Below are 18,814 nucleotides of genomic sequence, written 5' to 3' on the forward strand. Positions count from 1 at the left end.
CGGGGAAACAGAAGCGGTATTCGGCAGAGTTCAAGGCGAAGGTTGGCGCTGGAGGCGATCCGGGGTGAGCTGACGGTGTCGCAGTTGGTCGTGGAGCGGGATTTTTTGCACAAGGCCTCCAGTCGATGAGCATCCGTCGGAGGCGGGATCTGGTCGAGGCGGATCATCCGCGTCTGTCGATCACCCGGCAATGCGATCTGGTTTCGATCACAGCTCGTCAACGCCCGCCATGAACGCGGCGCCATGATCCTGACCTCCAACCGCAGCGAGGCCGGCCACCGAAAGCGAGGAGCGCTGACACCGAAGCCAATCCACAGCCCTTCAATCCATCTGGGGATTTTTCAACCGACCGTTCTGAGGAAACTTCATTCGGCCTTTACGAACGCCTGTGGCGATCGATGAAATACGAATGCGTCTATCTCCACGCCTTCGAAACGGGCAGCGGGGCCAGAGCCGGGATCGGACGCTGGATCGATTGCTACAACGCCGAACGCCCGCACTCGGCGGCAGAAGCAGAGGCCTACGAGGGCACATGAGATCGCGCCCTGGGCAGTGCGCCGGTACTGCCGATACGGCATCAGCGACCGCAACCTCAACCAGATGAAAACGCGGGTCGAGCTGTTGGATGCTCTCGGTCACCATGGAGACGGCAATGGTCGACCAGAACTCCACCCCAATCACCGTCACGATCAGGATCATGATGGCGCGCGCAGGATGTGGACGCCGGTCACCCACGACGGCGCCAGCCCACGGGCGCGGACGACGCGCTATCCAATTGTCCAGCCCGCTATGCGCAAGGCGCCAATTGACAGTGATGCATTTTTTACCCGCTATATGAAAACTGTTGGGACCAAGTAAAAAACAATCGGCGATAATAAGAATTGTTCTCAACAAAGCATTGCTATGATCTCTGGAAGCGTCGAAAAGTGCCCACAATTTTTATAAGAGAACCCGCGTTTTGAACGTCTTCCCCTTGTCCGGACTCACCGTTCTCATCATTGAGGATGAGCCTTTGATTGCGTTGAGTCTGGAAGATGTCCTGACCGACAACGGTGCAGTCTGCATCGGCCCCATCGGATCGATCGGCAGTGCGTTGAAAGCGATTGCAACGCACCGCGCCGACATTGCGCTGGTCGACATCAACCTGCGTGGCGAGCGGATCGATCCGGTGGCCGACCGCTTGTCCACCATGGGAATCCCATTCCTCTTCACCACCGGCTATGGCGAAGAAGCGCGTCCCAAGGCGCATCGTCATCGTCCGGTGATCGCCAAACCCTACAGCGATGCCGAGGTCATCGACGCTCTGCTGCGACATCGTCCGCAGACGTGTGGGTGATCCCGATGAGCCTTATGCCCCATGTCCTGATCGCCGAGGACGAGACTCTGGTTGCCTTGGCGATGGCCTTCGTCCTGGAGTCCGAAGGATACCGGGTCACGGTCGCCTGCAACGGTGCCGAAGCGGTCGAGGCCGATGTCGGCGATCCGGCCGACATTCTGATCACCGACATGCGCATGCCGGTGATGGATGGCGCGGCGCTGATCCGAGCCATCCGGGAGCGGCGTCCGGAACTGCCGATCATCGTGGTGAGTGGGTTCAGCGATCATCTTCCACGGCCGGAACCGGGGCGGCTGGTGGTCATGCGTAAGCCCTACGACGTGACCGTGATGGCGCCGACGATCACCGCGCTGTTGTCCGGTGAAGCCGGCTCCCCTTCCTGATGCCGGACCCGTGGTTGCACGCAGCAGGCTGTCTGCCGCCGGGAGTCCGCCCTTTCGGCGTAGGCATCGCATCCATCCGGCCTGTTTGCGGATATTCTGTATGCATCAATTGACCGATATAGCCGCCGGGTCTGTTATGGAGGACCGGCGATAAGCTGGAGAACCGGGCACAGAGCGGGCGATCCGAATCATGAATTACACATTATTTCGCTCGGCTCGCGGAAATATGGCAGTTCCGGCCGAACCGGCAGGACGGGAAGCGGCTCAGGCCGAACGGTCCTTTGCCGGCCTCACGGTCCTGATCGTCGAGGATGAGATCCTGATCGCGATGGACCTGGAGGATCTCCTCACCGACCACGGTGCGACCTGCCTCGATCCGGTCGGCTCAATCGGAAAAGCGTTGACGACGATTGCCGGACACCATGTCGACATGGCGTTTCTGGACGTCAACCTGCGTGGCGAGTTGATCGATCCGGTGGCGGACCGTCTAGCGGCGGCCGGCACGCCCTTCCTCTTCACCACCAGTTACGGTGTGGACGCGCTTCCCCCGGCACACCGCCACCGTCCGATGATCGCCAAGCCCTATGGCGAGTCAGCGATCATCCGGGCCTTTGCCGAGCATTGCCCGAACTGACACGCCGCTTCGACGGTCGTCGCCGACCGGACAGGTCTTCGTGCTCCATCTTAGAACCGGAAATCCAATGATGAACCGCAAGCCTATCCTGCTGGTGGAGGGCGATGCCAGAGACCGAGACCTGTTTCTGGAGGCCTGCCGGGAGGCGGGGCTTGGCCAAGCCCCGGTGGTGGTCCGGGATGGGGAGGAGGCGCTCCGGCTGCTGTCTCCCCCGCTGGCATCGGCCGCACCGCTGCATCCCGCCGTGGTCGTATTTGCCCTGCCGGCGCTTGGCGGGATGGAGGGGTTGCGCCGGTTCAAGGCGGCGGCTCCGGACAGCCGGCCGATCCCGATGGTGGTGTTCTCGGCTGCGCGGAACCGGGAGGATGTCGGTCTGTGCTACGCGGCCGGGGCCAATGCCTATGTCGTGAAGCCGGAGGCGTTTTCCGAGCTGGTGCAAACCGTGCGGACAATCGACCGGTTCTGGTGCGGATTGAACCGGCTTCCGTCCCGTCAGAAGCTTGCCTCCATCCCGATGCGGCGCTCCGACGCCGGCGGAGTGGGGAACCGTCCGGCGGCCGCCATGAACGGTCCATGACGGGCCCCGTGCCGGCGTGGTCGCCGGGTTTGCACCCGGTGGGTTACCGTGCCGTCACGTCGTGCCGTGCGACGACGAAGGGTGCCAGCATGTCGGCGGTCAGTTCGATGCCGAAGCCCGGCCCGTCCGGCACCGTGACGGTCCCGTCGCTGTTGACGGCGGGACGGCCGCAGAGGTCCAGCAGCGGGTTGGGTCCGGCATCGAATTCGAGGAACGGATAGCCTCCGGCAGCGCCGCCGCTGCGCAGCGCGGGTAGGGTCGCGGTCAAATGCAGGGCTGCCTGGAAGTTGACGATGCCGCCCCAGACATGGGGAACGACCGGCCGGTCGTACAGCTCCGCCAGAACCGCCACCCGTCCGACGCCGGTCAGCCCGCCGCAGACGGCGATGTCCGGCTGCAGCACGTCCATGCAGCCGGCCTCCAGGAAGGGGCGGAAGGCACGGGCGTCCGTGAATGTCTCTCCGCCGGCCAGGGCGGGCGTCATCAGGCCGGACAGCATGCGGTATCCTTGCAGGTCGCCCGGAACCGTCGGCTCCTCCACCCAGAGCAGGCCGGCCTCCCGCATGTTCGATACGGCGGCCAGTGCCGCCCGCGGCGCGTAGGACTGGTTGAAATCCAGCATCAGCGTGCCGTCCGGCCCCATCATCTGCCGGACGGTGTTGACGATGGCCGCATCGTCCGCCGGAGCGAAGCCGCTGCGCAGCTTGATCGCCTTGAAGCCCGCCCGGAGATAGCCTTCCACCTCGCGTTCGAACTCGCGGTAGGGATGGCCGCCGGGCTTGAAGAAGGGGCCGCTGGCATAGGCGGCCACCCGGTTCCGCAGGGCGCCGCCCAGCAGCGTGCTGACCGGAATGCCGCGCTGGCGCGCCGCAAGATCGTGCAGCGCCATGTCGATGGCGGCGACGGCCCCCATCGCCCCGCCGGCGGCTTCGCGCATCTCCTGCCAGAGCCGGCCGATCTGCTGGGGGTCCTGCCCGAGCAGGCGCGGGGCCAGACGCGCGGCGATGGTGGCGCGGTCGGCGGCCGGGGTGTGCCAGGCCTCGCCCCAGCCGGACCGGCCGTGGCGGTCCACGATCTCGACGAACAGGGTCTCGCGGCGGTCGAAGGACACCAGCGCGTTGCCGATGACCTCGGGCAGCGGGGCGACCAGATGATGGAGGCGGACTGCGGCGATGCTCATGCCTTGCTTTCCTGTGTATTTTCCCGGGCGGACCGGGATGCGGGAACGACGCCGCCGCGCATCATGTCGCGCATCAGATGGCCGAGCAGCAGGATCGCGCAGGCCGTCAGCGCCATGGCGCCGGCGAGGACCAGCTGCGCGCCGGCGAAGCCGCCGGTGGCGTCCCGCACCCAGCCGATGATGGTGGGGCCGAAGAAACCGCCGGTGCTGCCGACCGAGTTGATCAGCGCGATGCCGGCCGCGGCGGCGGTGCCGGTCAGCAGGGTGGTCGGGAAGATCCAGATGTTGGGCGAGGCGCCGCCGATGCCGGCCGCCCCGATGGTCAGCCCGACCAGCCCGATCAGCGGATCGCTGCTGAGCGCGGCGAGGACGAAGCCGGCGGCGCTGACCAGGAACGGCCCGGCTGCGTGCCAGACCCGCTCGCCGGTGCGGTCGGCGTGGCGGCCGACCAGCAGCATGGCCAGCGCCATGAAGGCGGAGGGGATGGCGGCGACGAAGCCGGTCTGCACGGTGCTGAGGCCGAAGGCCTTGACGAACTGCGGCATCCAGATGGCGATCCCCGTGGTGCCCATGACGAGCCCGACCGCGATCAGGCACATCAGCAGGACGCGGGGATCGCGGACGGCGCGGCCGACGGTGAAGCGCTCCGTCTTCTCCTGGGCGGCGCGCTCGGCCTCCAGCCGGGCGGACAGCCAGCGGCGCTCGTCCTCGGCCAGGAACCCGGCCTTCTCCGGCGAGGACGGCAGGAAGAGTGCGACGACGACGCCCATGACGATGGCGGGCATGGCCTCCAGGATGAACATCCATTGCCAGCCGGCCAGACCGTTCCAGCCGTTCAGATGCTCGATGATCAGGCCGGAGGCCGGCGCACCGATGACCGACGACAGCGGCACGGCGATGTTGAAGGTTCCGAACATGCGGGCGCGGTATTCCCGCGGGAACCACAGGGTCATGTAGAAGATCATGCCGGGAAAGAAGCCGGCCTCGGCGGCGCCCAGCAGGATGCGCACCAGATAGAAGCTGCCGGGGCTCCAGACCAGCGCGGTCGCCGCCGAGAGCAGCCCCCAGGTGATCAGGATGCGGGCGATCCACAGCCGCGCGCCGTAGCGCACCAGCAGCAGGTTGCTGGGAACCTCGCACAGCACATAGCCGAGGAAGAAGATGCCGGCGCCGAAGCCGAAGGCGGACGCCGAGAAGCCCAGATCCTGGTTCATGGTCAACGCGGCGAAGCCGATGTTCACCCGGTCGAGAAAGGCCGCGAAATAGCAGACCATCAAAATCGGCAGGATTCGCCATCCCACCTTGGCGATGACGTCGGATCGCTCTTTCATCCTGGTTTCCTCCGGATTGCGCGGACTCCGCCACGCTTTGCGCCACGTTTTGCTTTGATGACAAACAGTGTCCGTTCATTGACATTGATAATCAAATAGGATGTTCTTAACATCTGATATTGAGAAAACTGATATTAGAAACCGGCCATGCGGATCACCGTCGCACAGTTGGAGGCCTTTTTCTGGACAGCGCAGCTGGGCTCGGCGCAGCGGGCGGCCGAGCACCTCAACTTGGCGCAACCCACCCTGTCGCTCCGCCTGAAGGATTTGCGGGACGCGCTGGGAAGCGACGTGTTCGAACGGACGGGGCGTGGCCTGCGGCTGACGCCGGAAGGGCGCCTGCTGCTGCCGCGGGTGTCCGCGATCATGACCGAACTGCGGGCCATCGGTGGACAGGACGAATCCCGGACCGTCGCCGGCCGCGTCCGGGTCGGGCTGGCCGAGGGCTTCGCCGTCACCTGCCTCTCGCCGCTGCTGGCCGGGCTTCAGGAGGATCATCCGGCCTTGCAGCCGGACTGGGTGGTGTCGACCAGCACCACGTTGGAGAGCGCCCTGCTGCGCGATGCGCTGGACGTGGCGGTCCTGCTCAACCCGATCGGTGACGAGCAGCTCCACCTCCAGCCGCTCGGCGCCCAGCCGACGAGCTGGGTCGTTCCAAAATCCTGGGGGCAGACCGGTCCGCTGACGCCGCGGGACCTGTGGTCGCAGCCGGTCTTCTCCAACCCTCCGCCGTCGGCGATGCACCGGCAGATCAGCGGCTGGTTCGCGACGGCGGGCCTCTTTCCCAGCCGTCTCAGCACCTGCACCAGCGTCGCGGTGATCGCGGAGCTGGTGGCCGGCGGGGTCGGCGCCGGGCTGCTTCCCATCCCGATGGCGCAGCGGTTCCTTGCGCTGGACCAGGTCGAGCTGGTGGCGTCCGATCCGCCGGTGGAGAACGGACGGCTGTTCATCTGCTATCGGACCGGCGTCAACGATCCCAAGGTGGTTGCCGTCGCGCGGTCCATCGCGCAGGTGATGCGGCGGATCGACTACGTCGACCTCTGACCGGCGACGGCTCCGCTGCGGATGATCTCACCGATGAGGGCGGCGGTATCGGAGCACCAGCCCGTGAGGTGATCCCCGTTTGTCATCGGGTCCGTCCTTCATTCTGGCCGAACCAAGCTTATCCGACGGTCCGGGAAACCGCCGGACCGCCCTATCCGCCCTATTCAACGATGCCGGCATCGTGCAGGCGGCCGATCTCCGCCGACGGCAGGCCCAGCAGATCGGCCAGCACCGCGTCAGTGTCCTGCCCCAGGCCGGGGGCCGGGCGATGGTCGGTGCGCTCGCCCAGGCCGGGAAAGCCGAGCGGCGATCCGGGAACCAGCAGCGGCCCGACGCCGGGCTGGTCGATCTCGCGGAAAAGCGGGTTGGCGGTGGAGCAGCGGGCATCCTCGGCGACGAGCTGGCCGAAATCGCGGTAGGGCCCCCACAGCACGCCCGAGCCGGCGAACGCGCTTTCCACCTCCGACAGCGTGCGCGCGGCGAACCAGGGGGCGAGCACGGCGGAGATCGCATCGCGGGCCTGGAAGCGCCCGCCTTCGTCATCCATGTCCACGCCCATCAGCGGGCCGATCATCGCCAGCCGGTCGGTCAGCCCGGTCGCCTTGCCGAGCGCCTTCCACTGGCGGTTGGAAATGGCGACGACCATCGCGCGCCGCCCATCGGCGGTGGGAAAGTCGCGGCCATAGGCGCCGTACAGGTCGTTGCCCATCGGCTGGCGCACGGCGCCGTTCACCCGGACGTCGGCGAGATAGCCGAGATTGCCGACGGTCGCCAGCATCACGTCGGCCAGCGCCACCGTCACCTCCTGCCCCCGGCCGGTGCGGCGCCGCTGCCGTTCCGCCGCCAGCAGCCCGGTGGCGAGATAGAGGCCGGCCGCCACGTCCCAGGCCGGCAGCACATGGTTCACCGGCTCCCCTCCCCTGCCGGTCGCCATCGGGAATCCGCCGGCGCAGTTGACGGTGTAATCCACCGCGGCCGATCCGTCCGGATTGCCGGTCAGCCGCAGCATGATCAGGTCGTCGCGCTTGGCGGACAGCGCCTCATAGCCCATCCAGCCGCTGGCCGGCAGGTTGGTCAGCAGAAAGCCGGCATCCTTGCCCGACGCGGTGATGATGGCCTGGGCGATCTCCCGCCCCTCCGGCCTGTCGAGCGCCAGGGTGACCGACCGCTTCGCCTTGTTCAGCGCCGTCCAGTAGAGGCTGGTGCCGTTGGGTGCCAGCGGCCAGCGGCGGTAATCGATGTTGCCGCCGATGGGGTCGATGCGGATCACCTCGGCACCCAGCTGGGCCAGGGTCATGCCGCCCAGCGGAGCCGCGACGAAGGCCGAGACCTCGACGATGCGCAGATCGGAAAGGAGCGAGGACATGGGGGACGGATTCCGCTAGAGTGCGATCGGTTCAAGCGGAATCGCTTGAAGCGTGAATCGCACGGAAAATCAAAAGCTTAGAGTTTGTCCGGTGCTTCAATAAGCATCGGACAAACTCTATGGGGTGGATGCAGAGGGGCGGCGGGAGCCGGTCGGGCCGGAGCGCGGACGCAACCCCGGCCTTGCACGGCCCGTCCTCAGACGCAGCGGCCGCCGTCGACCTCCAGCACCACGCCGGTGATGAAGGCCGCCTCGTCGGAGGCGAGATACAGCGCGGCGTTGGCGACGTCGGAGGGCTGGCCCAGGCGGCCGAGCGGAACGATGCCCAGCATGCGCGCCCGCTTCTCCGGAGTGTCGCCGCCCATGAAGGTGGCGAGCAGCGGCGTTTCGGTGGCGACCGGCGCCAGCGCGCAGACGCGGATGTTGTCGGGCGCCAGTTCCAGCGCCAGCGACTGGGTGATGTTGTGCACCGCGCCCTTCGTGGCGTTGTACCAGACCAGGCCCGGACGCGGGCGCAACCCGGCGGTGGAGCCGAGATTGAGGATAACGCCGGACTTCTGCGCCCGCATCGTCGCGACCACCGCCTTGGAATAGAGGTAGATCGACTTGACGTTCAGGGCGAAGACGCGGTCGAACTCCTCTTCGGTCACGTTTTCGAACGGGCCGTTGGCGTGGGTGGAGCCGGCATTGTTCACCAGGATGTCGAGACGCCCGAATTTCTCGACCGTTGCGGCGATGGTCATCTCGACATCGGCGGTCCTGGTCACGTTGGCGGCAATGCCGATGGCGGCCTCGCCCAGCCGCTCCGCCACCGCATGGGCGGCGTCGCCGTTGATGTCGACGACCGCCACGCGGGCGCCCTCGCGCACGAAGGTTTCGGCCATCGCAAGGCCCAGGCCCTGCGCCGCCCCGGTGATCAGGGCAACCTTGCCGTCCAGGCGCTTCGTCATTCTCGGTTCCTTCCCCAGGGAATTCTGTGGTGATGGGGGGAGGCTATCCGCGCCGAACCGGCCGTGCTATGGACCATCCGTCATAACTGCTATCAGCAGCCAAAGCATAACGGGGCGGGGCACGGCCCCGGGCGCCTTAAAGAGACTTTGTCAAAGCGCGCTGTCCTCCCCGGCACTGCCGGGAGCGACGACCTTGCCCTTGAGCACGCCGTTGGCGACGCATTTGACGACTTCGACATGGATCAGCCGCAGCAGGGCACGGGTCGCCTTCGACACCGGCTGATGCAGCGGCGTCGCGGTGACCAGCATGGCGTGCATGTCCTTCGACGCGATCTCGCGCGCGATCAGCCGGCCCTGGCGCACCTCGCGGTGGACGGCGCCGAAGGGAAGGATGGTCGATCCCATTCCCTCCTCCACCAACTGCTTGATGGCGGTGACGGAGTCGATCTCCATATCGACCTGAAGATCGATGTCGGCCCGGCGCACCGCCGCATCCACCACCCGGCGCAGGCCGTTTTCCAGGCCGGGCAGCACGAAATGCAGGTCGGCCAGCCTCTCGACCCCAACCGGCCCGTCGTCGCCGGCCGCCGCGTCCTTGGCCGACTGGACCAGTTGCAAGCTTTCCACCAGCAGGGGAGACGACAGCATGCTGCGCCCGCGCCGCGCGTCGTAGAGGACGGCGAGGTCCAGCCGCCCGCCCTCCACCCATTCCAGCAGCGTGCCGCTGAACACCTCGTGGATGCGCAGGGTCGCGTCGGGATAGTTCTCGTGGAAGCGGCGGGCCAGCGGAGCGCCCAACGTGGCGCAGATCGACGGCGGAAGCCCCAGCGTGACGGTCCCGGTCAGCCGTTCCGACTGGTCCTGGATCTCCTCCTTGATCTCGCTGAGCGCGCCCAGCAGGTGACGCACCACGTCGTAGAGCTTGCGCCCCTGCTGGGTCAGCGAGACGCCGCGGCCGTGACGGTAGAACAGGCTGGTGCGCAGCTCGTGCTCCAGCTTCTGGACCTGCCGGCTCAGCGCCGGCTGCGTGATGCCCAGCTTGACCGAGGCCTTGGAGAAGCTGCCAAGGTCAGCCACCTGAACGAAATAGCGCAGTTCCAGAAGTTCCATCGCGGGCGGCCTTGTCCTTTCAGTCCTCCCCGTCGGATAGCGAATACGCCGGTATGATACAAGCGTGGTCGCGACAGGTCAGTTCCGCCCGGCCGGCACCCCTCAATTGCGGCGTGACAACAAACCACGGGCGACCACCTGGGCCTGGATTTCCGCAGCGCCTTCGAAGATGTTCAGGATACGGGCATCGCACAGCACCCGGCTGACCGGATATTCGACGGCGTAGCCGTTGCCGCCGTGGATCTGCACCGAGTTGTCGGCGTTCGACCAGGCGACACGCGCGGCCAGCAGCTTCGCCATGCCGGCCTCGATGTCACAGCGGCGGTCACTGTCCTTTTCCCGCGCGGCGAAATAGGTCAGCTGGCGGGCGATCATCGTTTCCACCGCCATCCAGGCCAGCTTGCCGGCGACGCGCGGGAAGGCGGCGAGCGGACGGCCGAACTGGACGCGGTCCTGGGCATAGCGCAGGCCCAGCTCCATGGCGTTCTGCGCCACGCCGACGGCGCGGGCGGCGGTCTGCACGCGGGCGGATTCGAAGGTCGCCATCAACTGCTTGAAGCCTTGGCCCTCGACGCCGCCCAGCAGGTTTTCACGGGGGACGGCGAAGCCATCGAAGCCGATTTCGTATTCCTTCATGCCGCGATAGCCCAGCACCGGGATCTCGCCGCCGCTCATCCCCTCGGCCGGGAAGGGATCGGCCTCGGTGCCGCGCTGCTTCTCGGCCAGCAGCATCGACAGGCCGCGATAGCCGGGGGCGTCCGGATCGGTGCGCACCAGCAGCGTCATCAAATCCGACCGGCTGCCATGGGTGATCCAGGTCTTCGCCCCGGTGACGCGATAGAGGTCGCCGTCCGGCACCGCGCGGGTGCGCAGGCTGCCCAGGTCGGACCCGGTGTTGGGCTCGGTGAAAACGGCGGTCGGCAGGATCTCGCCGGACGCGATGCGCGGCAGCCAGCGCGCCCGCTGTTCGGCGGTGCCGCCCATGCGGATCAGTTCGGCCGCGATCTCCGCGCGCGTGCCGAGGGAGCCGACGCCGATGTACCCGCGCGACAGCTCCTCCGTCACCACGCACATGGCGAGCTTGCCCATGCCCAGCCCGCCATCCTCCTCCGGCACGGTCAGGCCGAACACCCCCATGTCCGCCATCCGCTCGATGACGGGAAGCGGGATCAGCTCGTCCTTCAGATGCCAGTCATGGGCATGCGGCTCCACCGCGTCGGCGACGAAACGGCGGAACTGGTCGCGGACCATGTCCAGCGCCTCGTCCTCCAGGGCCGCGTCGCCGAAGCCGCCGCCATGCAGCGCATCGGTCAGCAGCTCGGCGATGCGCAGCCGCAGGGCCGAGGCGTTGCCGGCGGCGATCAGCCGGCGCACCGCCTCGGTGCGGAAGGCGTCCCGCTCCGCCTCGCCCAGCCCGAAATCGGACGGACGGACGATTTCGCCCTGGCTCATCGCCAGACCGCCGTCGAGCTGGGCCAGATACTCGCCGAACGCCGCCTGGAGCATCGCCGCTTCCAGTTCGCCCAGCCGGCCGGCATGGTCCAGCCGTTCCGCCCAGCCCCGCATCTGGCGCAATGCCGCGGCATAGGTCGCCACCCAGGCGAAGCCATGCGCCGCCACCTGATGGCGGTCGAGCAGGGCGGCGTCCACCCGCCCATCCGGCGCCACCAGTGCCGCGACGCCGCGCTCCGCCGCCTCGGCCAGCTGCGCCACCGCGTCGAGCGCCGTGGCCGTGGCCTGCAAGAGATCGGGGAGCAGAAGCGGAGAGGCTTCGGGCGGGCTGGCGGTGGTCAAGCTGGAAGACATCGGCGCGTTTCCCCAGTGTCCGTTATACGGTGTTCGTTGTGCGGTGTTTGCTGTCGGGTCCGACCGTCGCGGAGGACGGACGGCCCGTCACTCCGCCGCCGCTTGTCCACGGGACGGCAGGGCGGCTGCGAGCCCGGCGAAGGCCTGCTCGACCAGCCGACGCTGGTCGGCGTCATGGTCGCCGTGGAAGCTGCCGGCGGGAGAGGCCGCTTCGGCACGGGCCACGCAGGCGACGCGCGGCTCGGCACAGCCGACCGCCTCCCGCAAGGCCTCCAGCCGGCGGTCGAGGTAGCTCCAGGCGCCGAGATTTTCCGGCTCCTCCTGCACCCACAGGCAGGACGCCTCCGGCCACCGGCGGAACAGGGCCGACAGTTCGGCCGCGGGCAGCGGATACAGCATCTCCAGCCGCACCACCGCCACATCCCCGGCGTCCAGGGCGGCCCGCTCCCGCTCCAGCTCGTAAGCCAGCTTGCCGCTGCACAGCAGGATGCGGCCGACACGCTCGCCGGCGGTGACGACGACCGGCTGGAATCCGGTGCCGGGCGCGACATCGGCCAGAGGCGACACCGCCGACGGCAGGCGCAGCAGGGTCTTTGGGCTCAGCACCACCAGCGGCTTGCGGTCGCGCCGCAGCATCTGCCGGCGCAGCAGGTGGAAATAGTTCGCCGGGGTGGACGGATGCGCGATGCGGATGTTGTCGCGCGCCGCCATCTGGAGGAAGCGTTCCGGCCGGGCGGAGGAATGTTCCGGCCCCTGCCCTTCCAGACCGTGCGGCAACAGGATGACGAGGCCGGAGGGCTGGCGCCATTTGTCCTCCGCGCTGACGATGAACTGGTCGATCAGGATCTGGGCGCCGTTGGCGAAATCGCCGAACTGCGCCTCCCAGATCACCAGCGCGTCGGGCCGTTCCAGGCTGTAGCCGTATTCGAAGCCGAGCACGGCATATTCCGACAGCGGGCTGTTGACCACGTCGAAGCGGGCCTGGGCGACGCCCAGATGGTTCAGGCTGACATGGCGCTTGCCGGTGACGGCATCGGTCAGGGCGAAATGCCGGTGGGAGAAGGCGCCGCGCACCACGTCCTGACCGGTCAGCCGCACCGGCACCCCGTCGGCCAGCAGCGTGGCGAAGGCCAGCGCCTCGCCGGTCGCCCAGTCCAGCGGCTCCTCGGCGCGGCGGCGGATGACGCGCTCCACCTTGCGGTCGACGGTCAGGCCATCCGGAATGGCGGCCAGCGCCGCCAGCAGAGCCCGCAGCCGGTCGGGGCCGATGCCGGTGTCCGGTTCGACGGCAGCAGGCCCGCCGGAAGCGAACGGCGCCCAGCGTCCGCCGGGGAAGCCGTCATGGTTCGGACGGTGATCGGCGGCGGCAGCCAACGCCTCCTGGAAGCGGGCCTTGTGACCGGCGGCGAGCGCCTCGACATCGCCCTCCCCAACCGCCCCTTCGGCGGCCAGACGCCCGGCATAGAGCGCGCGGACGGGCGGGTGGGCGTCGATGGCCGCGTAATCCAGCGGCTGGGTGAAGCGCGGCTCGTCGATCTCGTTGTGACCGTTGCGGCGGTAGCCGACGAGGTCGATCACCGCATCGCGCCCGTGCGTCTGCCGGAAGGCGACCGCGAGGTCGGCGGCCCGCAGCGCCGCGTCCGGATCGTCGGCGTTGACGTGCAGGATGGGGCTGTCCACCGCCTTCCACAGCCCGGTGCAATGGAGCGAGGTCCGCGCTTCGTCGCGGTCGGTGGTGAAGCCGATCTGGTTGTTGACGATGACATGGATGGTGCCGGCGACGGTGAAGCCGGCGACGCCGGACAGTTGCAGCGCTTCGGTCACGCTGCCCTGGCCGATCACGCTGGCGTCGGTGTGCAGCAGCACGCACAGCACCCGGCGCGCCTCGCCACCCTGCTCCCGGACCAGATCCTGACGCGCCCGCGCACGGCCCAGAGTGACCGGATTGATCGCCTCCAGATGAGACGGGTTGGGGGACAGGGTCAGCGCCAGCGTGCCGTCGCCGAAGGACAGGCTGCTTTCCACCCCCATGTGATAGGGGACGTCGGCGGGGACCGGCGGGTCGGCCTGGAAGGGATGCATGCCCTTGATCCCGGCGAACAGCTCGACCAGAGGCTTGCCCAGCACGTTGGCCATCAGGCTGAGCCGGCCGCGATGCATGGTCCCGACCTGCACTTCGGTGACGCCCGCCGCTGCCGCCGCCGCGAGGATGCGGTCCAGCAGCGGAATCAGCGTCTCCATCCCCTCCGCGCCGAAGCGCTTCTTCGTCGGGTAGCGGGTGCCGAGCAGCCTTTCGAACTCCTCCGCCGCGCTCAGCAGCGACAGCGCCCGGCGCCGGGCCTCGGCCGGCGGGACGGCAGCCGCTCCCTCATAGGCGTCGCGCAGCCAGGACCGCAGGGCCGGATCGTCGATGTGGGCGGTTTCCAGCGTCAGCGTGCCCTGATAGAGCCGGCGCAGCCTGATGGTCTCCGCATCCCCGGACGCCAGTTCGGCGGAAGGCGCGGCGCGGCCCAGCGGATCGAGGGCGGCGGCGGCATGGCCGCGCTGGCGGATTTCCTCGTGCTTGAGCGACAGCGGCCCGGATGCAGGCCCACCGGACGCCGAAGCACCGGATGCCATCGCGTCCGGAGCGAGCGCGCCCAGCTCGTCCAGGATCTGGAAGACAGCGCGCCAGCTCACATCCACCGATGCGGGATCGTCGCGGAAGCGCTCCTGCAACGCTTCGAGATAGGCGGCCCCGGCGGCGTTGAGCGGAGAGGACGGCCTAGACATGGCGCTTACCGTTCATGCGGTTGAACATCCGTCGTTTGAGGCATTGGGAACAGTTCCCCACAGACTACCGGTCAGCCTCGCATCGCGGAGCGCATGGCGTGCCTGTAACAGATATTCATTGCGGGCATAGCAAACCGTCAGCATTTACCCCGGTTTCGCGGGGGGCTGCGGGGCCCGGCGGAAACGGTTCGTGTGACTGATGGCTTGCCCAGCTTATGGCTGGTATGCCCACGAAACACATTCCTCTGTGCGGACGGTTGCTCCACTGTCAGGGTCACCACATCGACCCGTCCATTCCCGGACAGTCACCATCGCCCCCGGGACCAGCCGCCGCCAATTCCCCGGACACCGCGAGCAAGGAGACGTCGCACCCGCCGCCAGACGCCGCAAGCCACGATTTCCATCCGCTCTTCCGCATTTCGATGGATGTCTTGCCGGGAAAAGCGGTCGTGAACGATCAGCCCTCATCGTGCCGTCACACAACAAGAACTTCGGGAGGAACAACAGCATGAAGCGCCGTCAATTCTTCAAGGGTGCCGCCGTCGCCGCCGGTGCCTCCACGCTTGCGGCTCCGGCCATCGCGCAGTCGGAGCCGACGATCCGCTGGCGCTGCGTGTCCAGCTTCCCGAAGAACATCGACGTGCTCTATGGCAGCGCCGAGGTGATGGCGAAGAACGTCGCCGAGGCCACCGACGGCAAGTTCCAGATCCAGGTCTTCGCCGCCGGCGAGGTGGTCCCGGCGCTCCAGGCGCTGGATGCCGCCAGCAACGACACGGTCGAGATGTGCCACACCGCGTCCTACTACTATGTCGGCAAGGATCCGGCCTTCGCCTTCGGCTGCTGCCTGCCCTTCGGGCTGAACACCCGCCAGCAGAACGCCTGGTTCTACCATGGCGAAGGCGGCAAGCTGCTGGAGGAGTTCTACGCCGGCTACAATCTCAAGGCGCTGGCCGGCGGCAACACCGGCGCGCAGATGGGCGGCTGGTTCCGCAACGAGATCAAGAGCGTCGAAGACCTGAAGGGGCTGAAGTTCCGCATCTCCGGCCTGGGCGGCCAGATCCTGGCCAAGCTCGGCGTGGTGGCGCAGCAGGTCGGCGGCGGCGACATCTATCCGGCGCTGGAACGCGGCACCATCGACGCCGCCGAGTTCAACGGCCCCTATGACGACGAGAAGCTCGGGCTCTACAAAATCGCGCCCAACTATTACTATCCGGGCTGGTGGGACGGCACCTCGCTCCAGCATTTCTTCATCAACACCAAGCGCTGGAACGACCTGCCGAAGCATTATCAGGCGGCGATGACGGCGGCGGCGGCGCTGGCGAACATCGACAGCGTGGCGCGCTACGACGTGCTGAACCCGGCCGCGCTGAAGCGCGTGGTCGCCAATGGCGCCAAGCTGCGCGCCTTCCCGCAGGACGTGCTGCAGGCCAGCCACAAGGCGGCGATGGAGCTTTACGACGAGCTGTCGGACAAGAACCCGGCCTTCAAGAAGTTCTACGAGAGCTACCGCCGCTTCCAGAACGATTCGAATCTTTGGTTGCAGGCTTCGGAATATGCCTATGACAGCGCGACCCTCCGCCTGACGCGGCGCTGATCGGCCGCCATTCCTCGCGATATCCCAAGCCGGGACCGGATGCCGACGTTGCCGCATCCGGTCCCGGCACCGTTGCGGCCTTCGCCGCCGGCCCTCCGGGAGAAGTTGCCACCATGACGAGCCCATCCCCCTCCCCCCTGATGACGGCCCTGGTCGGGGTCTGCCGGCTGGTCGACGCGGTCACCGCGCGGCTGGGCAAGGCGATATCCTGGCTGATCCTGCTGGCGATCCTGGTTTCGGCGGTCAACGCCGTGATCCGCAAGCTGTTCGACGTCAGTTCCAACTCGTGGCTGGAACTGCAATGGGTGCTGTTCGCCGCGGTGTTCCTGCTCTGCTCGCCCTGGACGTTGCGGGAGGACGAGCACATCCGCATCGACATCGTCAACGCGATGCTGACGAAGCGCGCGCGCGACGGCATCGACCTGTTCGGCCATATCGCTTTCCTGCTGCCCTTCAGCTTCGTGATGATGATCACCTCCTGGCCCTTCGCGCTCGCCTCCTACGCCATCGAGGAACAGTCGATGAACGCCGGCGGCCTGCCGCAATGGCCGGCGAAGCTGCTGATTCCGCTGGGCTTCACCGTGCTGTTCGTCCAGGGCCTGTCGGAGCTGGCCAAGCGCGCTGCCATCATGGCCGGCCATCTGGAGGATGGAACCCAGCGGGCCGGAGGCCATCAGGCGGCCGCCGAGGCCGAGGCCGAGCGGCTGCTCGCCGCCGAGCGCGAGCGGGCCACCCCTCCCGACACCATTCCCAGCCGGTAGACGCGCGATGAGCACGACCTCCCCCTCCCTGTCGCCGCGCACCGTCCGGCTGTCCGTCATCTCCCTGCTGCTGCTGGCCGCCGTCGCCGTGGCGCTCTACGTGCTTCCGGTGCCGGGCGCCGGCGCGCTCGCCGAACAGGACGGCTGGCGCGGCTGGTTCGGCCACAACATGGCGCCGATCATGTTCGGCGTGCTGGTGGTCATGCTGCTGCTGGGCTATCCGGTCGCCTTCGCGCTGGCCGCCAACGGTCTGCTGTTCGGCCTGATCGGCATCGAACTCGGCCTGTTCCGCCCCGACCTGTTCCAGGCGCTGCCGGAGCGCATCTACGGCACGATGAACAACGACGTGCTGCTGGCCGTGCCCTTCTTCACCTTCATGGGGCTGGTGCTGGAGCGTTCGGGAATGGCCGAGGATCTGCTCGACACCATCGGGCAGCTGTTCGGTTCGATCCGCGGCGGCCTCGCCTATGCCGTCATCTTCGTCGGCGCGCTGCTGGCGGCGACGACCGGCGTGGTCGCCGCCTCGGTGATCTCCATGGGGCTGATTTCGCTGCCGATCATGCTGCGCTACGGCTACGACCGCCGTCTGGCGTCGGGCATCATCGCCGCGTCCGGCACGCTGGCCCAGATCATCCCCCCGTCCCTGGTGCTGATCGTGATGGCCGACCAGCTCGGCCGCTCCGTCGGCGACATGTACGAGGCCGCCTTCATCCCCGGCCTGCTGCTGTCTGGCCTGTACGCCCTCTACGTCTTCGTAGTCTCGCTGATCTGGCCCAAGGCCGCCCCCGGCCTGCCGCCGGAAGCCATCGCCTACCGCGAGCCCAACGGTGCGCGCGGCGTCTGGCAGCTCGGCCTGCTGGCGCTGTTCTCGGGCGCCGTCGCCTATTGGGTGATGGGGCGAACCGGGGTGAAGTCCGGCGCCGATTATGTCGTGCTGCTGCTGTCGGTGGCGGTGACGGTGGCCTTCCTGGCCGCCACCTTCAACCGGACCTTCGGTGCGCAGCGTCTGGCGCTGCAAGCCGTGGTGACGGCGGTGCTGACGGCGGGAGCCGCATGGCTGACGCTGAACGGTTCGACCACGCTGGCACTGCTGGGCGATTCCGTCGCGGCCGGTGCACTCTACGCCCTGGCCGTGGCGCTGGTGGAGCGGACCAGCGGCCGGCGGCTGATCTCCCGGATGGCGGAGCAGGCGACCTTCGTGATGGTGCCGCCGCTGGCGCTGATCTTCCTGGTGCTCGGCACCATCTTCATCGGTCTCGCCACCCCGACGGAGGGCGGCGCCATGGGTGCCGTCGGCGCGCTGGCGCTGGCGGCGATGAAGAAGCGGCTGAGCTTCGACATGGTGCGTCAGGCCACCTACTCGACCGCGAAGCTGGCTTCCTTCGTGCTGTTCATCCTGATCGGGGCGCGGGTGTTCTCGCTGACCTTCTACGGCGTCAACGGCCATGTCTGGGTCGAGGAGCTGATGGTCTCCCTGCCGGGCGGCCAGATGGGCTTCCTGATCGCCGTCAGCGTGATGGTGTTCCTGCTCGCCTTCTTCCTCGACTTCTTCGAGCTGGCCTTCATCGTCATCCCGCTGCTGGCTCCGGCCGCCGACCGGCTGGGCATCGATCTGGTGTGGTTCGGCATCATCCTGGCGGTGAACATGCAGACCAGCTTCATGCACCCGCCCTTCGGCTTCTCGCTGTTCTTCCTGCGCTCGGTGGCGCCGAAACTGCCCTACATCGACCGCGTGACGAAGAAGGAGACGGCGCCGGTCCTGACCAGCCAGATCTACTGGGGAGCCGTGCCCTTCGTCGTCATCCAGCTGGTGATGGTGGCGCTGGTGATCGCCTTCCCGCAGATGGTCATGCATTACAAGTCGGCCGCGGTCAAACTGGACGACAAGCAGATCGAGGAGCAGTTCCAGGGCCTGGGCAGCGGTATGGACAACGAGCTGCCGCCGCTGGAATTCAAGTGAGACAGGAAGG

The 18,814-nt window shown here is 67.6% G+C and carries 15 protein-coding genes and 1 pseudogene; 9 read left to right on the forward strand and 7 right to left on the reverse strand.

What is annotated here, in order from left to right; translation table 11 throughout:
- Nucleotides 1–380: 380 nt before the first annotated feature.
- The 5 genes and pseudogenes from ABNQ39_RS34410 to ABNQ39_RS34430 form a co-directional block, all read left to right on the forward strand.
- Nucleotides 381–536: pseudogene (locus ABNQ39_RS34410) on the forward strand (integrase core domain-containing protein); the annotation flags it as partial.
- Between the two features lie 422 nt (nucleotides 537–958).
- Nucleotides 959–1,336, forward strand: coding sequence for a response regulator (locus tag ABNQ39_RS34415; RefSeq protein WP_376966978.1), 378 nt, complete (start codon nucleotides 959–961; stop codon nucleotides 1,334–1,336).
- Between the two features lie 5 nt (nucleotides 1,337–1,341).
- Nucleotides 1,342–1,719: a response regulator gene (locus ABNQ39_RS34420; protein ID WP_376966980.1), complete on the forward strand. Its 378-nt coding sequence runs from the start codon at nucleotides 1,342–1,344 to the stop codon at nucleotides 1,717–1,719.
- Between the two features lie 190 nt (nucleotides 1,720–1,909).
- A complete protein-coding gene (locus tag ABNQ39_RS34425; protein ID WP_376966982.1) occupies nucleotides 1,910–2,353 on the forward strand; it encodes a response regulator in 444 nt (147 codons plus the stop codon).
- A gap of 70 nt (nucleotides 2,354–2,423) precedes the next feature.
- Nucleotides 2,424–2,930 (forward strand): response regulator, encoded by a 507-nt coding sequence (locus ABNQ39_RS34430; protein WP_376966984.1) that lies wholly within the window; start codon nucleotides 2,424–2,426, stop codon nucleotides 2,928–2,930.
- Between the two features lie 43 nt (nucleotides 2,931–2,973).
- Here the strand turns inward: ABNQ39_RS34430 and ABNQ39_RS34435 are convergent, their stop codons facing one another.
- The gene (locus ABNQ39_RS34435; protein ID WP_376966986.1) at nucleotides 2,974–4,110 is read right to left on the reverse strand and encodes a mandelate racemase/muconate lactonizing enzyme family protein; all 1,137 of its coding nucleotides are present in this window, start codon (nucleotides 4,108–4,110) and stop codon (nucleotides 2,974–2,976) included.
- Entirely contained in the window at nucleotides 4,107–5,441 is a 1,335-nt protein-coding gene (locus ABNQ39_RS34440) for an MFS transporter (protein WP_376966988.1), read from the reverse strand. Before ABNQ39_RS34440 ends, ABNQ39_RS34435 begins: the two co-directional genes overlap by 4 nt.
- Before the next feature lie 147 nt (nucleotides 5,442–5,588).
- Between ABNQ39_RS34440 and ABNQ39_RS34445 the strand changes: the two genes are divergently transcribed.
- The gene (locus ABNQ39_RS34445) at nucleotides 5,589–6,485 is read left to right on the forward strand and encodes a LysR family transcriptional regulator (RefSeq protein ID WP_376966990.1); all 897 of its coding nucleotides are present in this window, start codon (nucleotides 5,589–5,591) and stop codon (nucleotides 6,483–6,485) included.
- A 160-nt stretch (nucleotides 6,486–6,645) separates the two neighbouring features.
- Here the strand turns inward: ABNQ39_RS34445 and ABNQ39_RS34450 are convergent, their stop codons facing one another.
- From ABNQ39_RS34450 to ABNQ39_RS34470, 5 genes are all read right to left on the reverse strand, one after another.
- Entirely contained in the window at nucleotides 6,646–7,851 is a 1,206-nt protein-coding gene (locus tag ABNQ39_RS34450) for a CoA transferase (protein ID WP_376966992.1), read from the reverse strand.
- 197 nt (nucleotides 7,852–8,048) lie between these two features.
- Nucleotides 8,049–8,801 carry a glucose 1-dehydrogenase gene (locus ABNQ39_RS34455; RefSeq protein ID WP_376966994.1) on the reverse strand — a complete coding sequence of 251 codons (753 nt, stop codon included), beginning with the start codon at nucleotides 8,799–8,801 and terminating at the stop codon, nucleotides 8,049–8,051.
- A 150-nt stretch (nucleotides 8,802–8,951) separates the two neighbouring features.
- Nucleotides 8,952–9,911 (reverse strand): LysR family transcriptional regulator, encoded by a 960-nt coding sequence (locus ABNQ39_RS34460; protein WP_376966996.1) that lies wholly within the window; start codon nucleotides 9,909–9,911, stop codon nucleotides 8,952–8,954.
- A gap of 102 nt (nucleotides 9,912–10,013) precedes the next feature.
- Entirely contained in the window at nucleotides 10,014–11,717 is a 1,704-nt protein-coding gene (locus ABNQ39_RS34465) for an acyl-CoA dehydrogenase family protein (RefSeq protein ID WP_376966998.1), read from the reverse strand.
- Nucleotides 11,718–11,804: 87 nt separating this feature from the next.
- A complete protein-coding gene (locus tag ABNQ39_RS34470) occupies nucleotides 11,805–14,489 on the reverse strand; it encodes a 2-oxoglutarate dehydrogenase E1 component (protein ID WP_376967000.1) in 2,685 nt (894 codons plus the stop codon).
- A 508-nt stretch (nucleotides 14,490–14,997) separates the two neighbouring features.
- On the opposite strand from ABNQ39_RS34470, the gene ABNQ39_RS34475 reads away from it, so the two are divergent.
- From ABNQ39_RS34475 to ABNQ39_RS34485, 3 genes are all read left to right on the forward strand, one after another.
- The gene (locus ABNQ39_RS34475; RefSeq protein WP_376967002.1) at nucleotides 14,998–16,083 is read left to right on the forward strand and encodes a TRAP transporter substrate-binding protein; all 1,086 of its coding nucleotides are present in this window, start codon (nucleotides 14,998–15,000) and stop codon (nucleotides 16,081–16,083) included.
- 113 nt (nucleotides 16,084–16,196) lie between these two features.
- Nucleotides 16,197–16,844, forward strand: a complete 648-nt coding sequence (locus tag ABNQ39_RS34480) for a TRAP transporter small permease subunit (RefSeq protein ID WP_376967004.1) — start codon at nucleotides 16,197–16,199, stop codon at nucleotides 16,842–16,844.
- A gap of 169 nt (nucleotides 16,845–17,013) precedes the next feature.
- Entirely contained in the window at nucleotides 17,014–18,804 is a 1,791-nt protein-coding gene (locus ABNQ39_RS34485; protein WP_376967190.1) for a TRAP transporter large permease, read from the forward strand.
- The last annotated feature ends 10 nt before the right edge of the window (nucleotides 18,805–18,814 follow it).

Origin of the sequence: Azospirillum sp. A26 (assembly GCF_042604635.1) — a bacterium.
Classification (GTDB): Bacteria; Pseudomonadota; Alphaproteobacteria; order Azospirillales; family Azospirillaceae; genus Azospirillum; species Azospirillum palustre.

Excerpts from the sequence above, each read along its gene's own strand:
- ABNQ39_RS34420 (WP_376966980.1), top strand. The coding sequence starts at position 1,342 with ATGAGCCTTATGCCCCATGTCCTGATCGCCGAGGACGAGACTCTGGTT.
- ABNQ39_RS34425 (WP_376966982.1), top strand. The coding sequence starts at position 1,910 with ATGAATTACACATTATTTCGCTCGGCTCGCGGAAATATGGCAGTTCCG.
- ABNQ39_RS34430 (WP_376966984.1), top strand. The coding sequence starts at position 2,424 with ATGAACCGCAAGCCTATCCTGCTGGTGGAGGGCGATGCCAGAGACCGA.
- ABNQ39_RS34435 (WP_376966986.1), bottom strand. The coding sequence starts at position 4,110 with ATGAGCATCGCCGCAGTCCGCCTCCATCATCTGGTCGCCCCGCTGCCC.
- ABNQ39_RS34440 (WP_376966988.1), bottom strand. The coding sequence starts at position 5,441 with ATGAAAGAGCGATCCGACGTCATCGCCAAGGTGGGATGGCGAATCCTG.
- ABNQ39_RS34445 (WP_376966990.1), top strand. The coding sequence starts at position 5,589 with ATGCGGATCACCGTCGCACAGTTGGAGGCCTTTTTCTGGACAGCGCAG.
- ABNQ39_RS34450 (WP_376966992.1), bottom strand. The coding sequence starts at position 7,851 with ATGTCCTCGCTCCTTTCCGATCTGCGCATCGTCGAGGTCTCGGCCTTC.
- ABNQ39_RS34455 (WP_376966994.1), bottom strand. The coding sequence starts at position 8,801 with ATGACGAAGCGCCTGGACGGCAAGGTTGCCCTGATCACCGGGGCGGCG.
- ABNQ39_RS34460 (WP_376966996.1), bottom strand. The coding sequence starts at position 9,911 with ATGGAACTTCTGGAACTGCGCTATTTCGTTCAGGTGGCTGACCTTGGC.
- ABNQ39_RS34465 (WP_376966998.1), bottom strand. The coding sequence starts at position 11,717 with ATGTCTTCCAGCTTGACCACCGCCAGCCCGCCCGAAGCCTCTCCGCTT.
- ABNQ39_RS34470 (WP_376967000.1), bottom strand. The coding sequence starts at position 14,489 with ATGTCTAGGCCGTCCTCTCCGCTCAACGCCGCCGGGGCCGCCTATCTC.
- ABNQ39_RS34475 (WP_376967002.1), top strand. The coding sequence starts at position 14,998 with ATGAAGCGCCGTCAATTCTTCAAGGGTGCCGCCGTCGCCGCCGGTGCC.
- ABNQ39_RS34480 (WP_376967004.1), top strand. The coding sequence starts at position 16,197 with ATGACGAGCCCATCCCCCTCCCCCCTGATGACGGCCCTGGTCGGGGTC.
- ABNQ39_RS34485 (WP_376967190.1), top strand. The coding sequence starts at position 17,014 with ATGGCGCCGATCATGTTCGGCGTGCTGGTGGTCATGCTGCTGCTGGGC.